Source organism: Deinococcus sp. (assembly GCF_018260405.1).
In the GTDB taxonomy this organism is placed as follows: Bacteria; Deinococcota; Deinococci; order Deinococcales; family Deinococcaceae; genus Deinococcus.
Genome location: NZ_JAGLBG010000125.1, coordinates 1 through 5,226, shown reverse-complemented (window position 1 = coordinate 5,226; position 5,226 = coordinate 1). Strand labels below are relative to the sequence as shown.

General features: G+C 59.4%; 4 protein-coding genes and 1 pseudogene. 4 read left to right on the top strand and 1 reads right to left on the bottom strand.

Annotated elements, in window-relative coordinates; genetic code table 11:
* Positions 1-528 precede the first annotated feature (528 nt).
* The 4 genes from QZ269_RS11815 (at position 529) to QZ269_RS11800 (ending at position 4,914) form a co-directional block, all read left to right on the top strand.
* Positions 529-2,145, top strand: coding sequence for a catalase (locus QZ269_RS11815; protein ID WP_291426907.1), 1,617 nt, complete (start codon positions 529-531; stop codon positions 2,143-2,145).
* Positions 2,146-2,416: 271 nt separating this feature from the next.
* A complete protein-coding gene (locus tag QZ269_RS11810) occupies positions 2,417-2,878 on the top strand; it encodes an arsenate reductase ArsC (protein WP_291426906.1) in 462 nt (153 codons plus the stop codon).
* The gene (locus QZ269_RS11805; protein WP_291426905.1) at positions 2,878-4,179 is read left to right on the top strand and encodes an arsenic transporter; all 1,302 of its coding nucleotides are present in this window, start codon (positions 2,878-2,880) and stop codon (positions 4,177-4,179) included. Before QZ269_RS11810 ends, QZ269_RS11805 begins: the two co-directional genes overlap by 1 nt.
* Positions 4,180-4,191: 12 nt before the next feature.
* Positions 4,192-4,914 carry a metallophosphoesterase family protein gene (locus QZ269_RS11800; protein ID WP_291426904.1) on the top strand — a complete coding sequence of 241 codons (723 nt, stop codon included), beginning with the start codon at positions 4,192-4,194 and terminating at the stop codon, positions 4,912-4,914.
* On the opposite strand, the pseudogene QZ269_RS11795 reads toward QZ269_RS11800, so the two are convergent.
* Positions 4,891-5,226 (bottom strand): annotated as a pseudogene (locus tag QZ269_RS11795) (hypothetical protein); the annotation flags it as partial. The gene QZ269_RS11800 and the pseudogene QZ269_RS11795 overlap by 24 nt on opposite strands.

The following is a 5,226-nucleotide window of genomic DNA, read 5'->3' as shown; positions in this document are numbered from 1 at the left end:
GAATTCAGTGCCGCACGTGGTGCATTTGAGGAGTCGTCGGTGGTGAGGCCCGTACCATCTGCGGAGCTTGATGTTGCCCTGCTGAGCGCGGTGTTGGGCTGGACAGGCAGGGTTCTGATACAGACTGCCGGTTGATTCGGTGCAATCCCGAATCAATCCGAGCGGATGCGAGGAGGAACAACAGACGGACTGGGCGGTGTGGAGCCGCAGGCGGCGGCCTTCCCGACTGTGGTGGAATGGAGCGCAGTCCGTCTGACAGACGAAACTTTCGAGTGGGAACTCTTTTGACACGTCCGGGGATAAGCCTCGAACGCTCCCATTTCAGTGGTGTCGGGCGTAGTTCCAGCCTAGCCGGGGATTGGACGCCCTCAGAAAAGCAGTCGAGAACCTTTCCTGAGCAAGCGAGGTTCAGACACTTCCTCACTGCTTTTGTGCCCTAGAGAACTCTATGAGAAAAAGTCTTAATGGGAACCCTTCTCAATTGTAGTAGTATGGCGCTGTAAAACCATATCACCCAAGGAGATCACCATGCCGGACGAGAAAAAGCCTAGCTTTGCCCCCACTGAACCTAGCAACCTCAAGGAGCCTAAAGCGCCCCAGAGCACCCTGACCAACGATTTCGGCGTGCCGGTGGCCGACAACCAGAACAGCATAACCGCTGGCCCGCGCGGCCCCGTGCTGTTGCAGGACCATCACCTGTTGGAAAAGCTGGCCCACTTCAACCGTGAACGCGTTCCCGAGCGCGTGGTTCACGCCAACGGCAGCGGCGCGTTCGGCACCTTCCGCGTGACCCGCGCTATCCCCGAACTGACCGCCGCCAAAATCTTCCAGAAGGAAGGCAACGAGTGCCGCATGCTGGCCCGTTTCAGCACCGTGGCGGGTGAGCAGGGCTTTGCTGATACCGTGCGCGATCCGCGCGGCTTCGCGCTGAAGTTCTACACCGAGGATGGCAACTGGGACCTGGTGGGCAACAACACGCCCGTGTTCTTTATCCGCGACGGCAGCAAGTTCCCCGACTTCATCCACAGTCAGAAGCGCCACGCCGCCACGGGCCGCCGCAGCAACACCATGCAGTTCGACTTCTGGATTCACAAGAAAGAAGCCATGCACCAGGTGCTGTACATGTTCGGTGACCGGGGCATTCCCCGCAGCTTCCGCCACATGAACGGCTACGGCAGTCACACCTACAGCCTCTGGAACGAAAAAGGCGAGCGCGTGTACGTCAAGTGGCACTTCCACACCCAGCAGGGCGTGCAGAACCTGACTGAACAGGAAGCCACCGAAATCGCGGGCAAGAACCCCGACTACGCCCGCCAGGATTTGTTCGACGCCATTCAGCGCGGGGAATTCCCCAAGTGGAAGGTCAGCATTCAGGTGATGACCGAGGAACAGGCGGAGACTTACCACATCCACCCCTTCGACATCACCAAAATCTGGCCTCACAAGGACTTCCCGCTGATGGAAGTGGGCGAGTTCGAGCTGAACGAGAACCCCAAGAACTTCTTTGCCGAAATTGAGCAGGCCGCCTTTGAACCCAGCAACATGCCGCGCGGCTTCGGGGCCAGCCCCGACAAGATGCTGCAAGCCCGCATCATGAGCTACGCCGACGCGCACCGCTACCGCATTGGCGCGAACTACGCCCAGTTGCCCGTGAACCGCGCCGCCGTGCCCGTGAGCAACTACCAGCAGGACGGCTTCCTGCGCCAGTTTAACGACGACGCTGGCCCCACCTACGAACCCAACTCCTTTGGTGGCCCCGCTGCCGACGACAGCCTGAAAGAGCCGCCGCTGATGCTTAGTGGCGCCGCTGACCGCTTCGACAGCTACCCCGAAACCGACGAAGACTACTTCGGCCAGCCCGGAGCGCTGTACCGCATCATGCAGTCCGACGAGCAGCAGCGCATACACGGCAACTACGGCCGCGCCCTGGCCCCGGTGCCACAGTTTATTCAGGACGAATACTGCAAGATGCTGGACAAGGTCGACCCCCGCCTGGGCGCGGGCGTGCGCGAGGAACTGGCGAAAGCCAAGGCCGAGCCTGAACCCGGCATCGAGCAGATTCTGGGAGAGCTTCACACCCACGCTGCTGGCGGCGATATGAAGGTAAGCGGCGAACTGGTCGGCCATCAGATTCAGGAGAAGTAAGTCCCTGCGGGGTAGAGAGTGCGTTATGGCACACCTCTCCCCCGAACGGAGTACAACCGTTCAACCTGAACCCGAATTTTAGAGCTACGCCACAAAGCGGGTTTGGGCACTTTTCCCAGACCCGCCTAACTGTAGCCAAGAGATGTCTGGCGACCCGGCGGCGTCCTTCCGGGGCAGCCAACCAAACAGATGTCAGATTCCAGCCAGTTCTGAGAAACCTAACTAGGCGCTTTATATTGACAAAACTCAATCTATCGATATGATTGAACCTATGAAGCGTGTTCTGATTCTCTGCACTCATAATTCAGCCCGTTCGCAGATGGCCGAGGGCCTGACCCGTGAGGCCGCTCGCCGTGCTGGCTTAGCGCTGGAGGTTCATTCGGCAGGTACTGAAGCCACCTATGTCAAGGAGGAGGCCAGAACGGTGATGCAGGAGTTGGGAATTGACCTTTCAGCTCACACCTCTAAAACCCTGCATGACCTGCCTGACGCTCAGAACTTCGCTTACGTTATTACCGTCTGTGACAGTGCCAATGATGCCTGCCCGGTTTACCCCGGAAAGACTAAGCGCCGCCATTATCCTTTCACCGACCCATCGGGCGGCAGTCTGGAAAAGTGGCGTGAAGTGCGTGACCAGATGAAGGTGCAGTTTGAGGCTTTCGTGGAGGCGCTGGCAAAAGGTGAAGCTGCTCCAGCCACTTACGCTGACAGCCCCGCTGTAAAAGCCCAGTAATGCTGCTCGCCGCCGTCATTTTTCTGCTGACTCTCGTGCTGGTTATCTGGCAGCCCAAGTTCAGGTGGCAGCCGGGCGGCCTGGGCATCGGTTACAGCGCCGTATTCGGGGCGCTTCTGGCCCTGCTGACGGGTGTGGTGCATGTCAGCGATATTTCAACCGTCTGGCACATCATCTGGAACGCAACCGCCACCTTCGTCGCGCTCATCATCATTTCCCTGCTGCTGGACGAGGCAGGCTTTTTTAGGTGGGCCGCGCTGCATGTGGCTCGCTGGGGCGCAGGCAACGGCCATAAACTCTTTGCCCTGGTGGTGCTGCTGGGGGCCGCAGTCTCGGCGCTGTTTGCCAACGACGGCACGGCCCTGATTCTGACCCCGATTGTGCTGGCAATGCTCACGGCGCTGGGCTTTTCGTCTGCCACCACACTGGCCTTCATTCTGGCGACGGGTTTCATCGCGGATTCGTCCAGCCTGCCGCTCATCATTTCCAACCTGGTGAACATCGTGACCGCCGACTTCTTCAAGCTGGGATTCGGGGAGTATGCCTCAGTGATGGTTCCGGTCGATGTGGTTTCTATTCTGGCCAGCCTGGGGACGCTGTACCTGCTGTTTCGCCGGGACTTGCCCCACATCTACGAACTCTCACGGCTCGAAGCGCCGGAAACCGCCATCCGTGACCCACAGGTCTTCAGAACGGGGTTTGTGGTTCTGGGCGTGTTACTGGTGGGCTATTTTGCCGCTGGGCCACTGGGAGTCCCGGTCAGCCTGATAGCAGTGATTGGCGCGGCGCTGCTCTACTTCGTCGCGGCAAGGGGGCAGGTCATCAGCACCAAGAAAGTGCTGGCCGGGGCACCCTGGCAAATCGTGATTTTTTCGCTGGGAATGTATCTGGTGGTTTATGGACTACGCAACGCCGGATTGACCAATTCCCTCACGGGCCTCCTTAATCACCTGGCTGCTGGGGGGCTCTGGACGGGCACTATCGGCACGGGGTTCGTGATGGCGCTGGTTTCCAGCGTGATGAACAACATGCCCAGCGTCCTGATTGGCAATATTGCCATTGCCGACAGTGCCGCTACCGGGCTGGTCAGGCAGGGCATGATTTACGCCAACGTGGTGGGTAACGACCTCGGCCCCAAAATTACCCCTATCGGCAGCCTTGCCACCCTGCTGTGGCTGCACGTTCTTTCGCTCAAAGGCGTCCGTATCGGCTGGGGTCAGTACTTCAAGGTGGGCATTGTTTTGACTCTTCCGGTACTTCTGGTTACTCTGTGCGCCCTCGCCTTTCGCCTCTCGCTGTAAAGGAGCATCACTATGGCAGGAAGAATCGCTGTTTTTGGAGATGTACACGGCAACGGCTACGCGCTGGAAGCGGTAATCAGAGACATGGAAGCTCACCAGCCTGACGAATGGGTCAATCTGGGTGACCAGCTCTTTGGCGGGGCAGACCCGGCGAGGGCCTGGGAACTCCAGCAGCGAATCAGGGAACAGTACGCTGTCAAGGAAATCCGTGGCAATACCGACGAGCGACTGGGCGAAACGCTGACCCCAGAGACCAAAAAACGCGGGATGCTGGAGTGGCTGCACTCGGTCTTGCCACAAGGGGCGGGGCACTACGTGACGAATCTGCCCACCGGCGCGACCCTGGGAGGCGGAAAAGTGCTGGCCGGACACGGCACGCCGACCGACCCCTGGGAATACCTGCTGCGCGGCAGCAAAACCTGGGCCAGCGACGAACTGGTCATGCAGCGTCTGGGTGACGTGGGGGAGGCCCGCGTGGTCATCGTAGGCCACTCGCACCTGGAACATGTCCGGCAGATTGGCCCCCTGACGGTGGTGAACTGCGGCGCGGTCAGCCGCCAGAAAGACGGTTCGCCGCTGGCCCGTTGGGTGCTGCTAGAAGGTGAAGGCGACTTGTGGAACGTGACGTTTAGACGGGTGGCTTACGATGTCGACTCAGCAGCGAACTGGGCCGAGACGCACGCCTATGACGGCGGCAAGGAAGCGCGGCAGTTAATAACCGGAAAAGAAGAGTAGTCTGCTGGATGGGGTAAGGCAGCCTCTCATCCTGGATCTGGTCAGTGGCTTGCTCGATTTTCCCAGAGGTTCTGGGTCTGGCCCACCTGGCAGTGCCAGGTGGGTAAACACTTCGAGACCTCGACTGAGTGCCCAGCGCATGGCCCGTTCTCCAATCTTGAGATAGCTCAGCCCACGTTGCCAAGGTGGGTCTACCATCCGCCGTTTGCCTTCTGTGACGATCTGTACGCCTTTTGTGATCAGAAAGAGCGTTGCCAGCGCCAAAATCATGACGAGCCTATTCAGGCTCGTGACATCACGCAGCTTCGACGA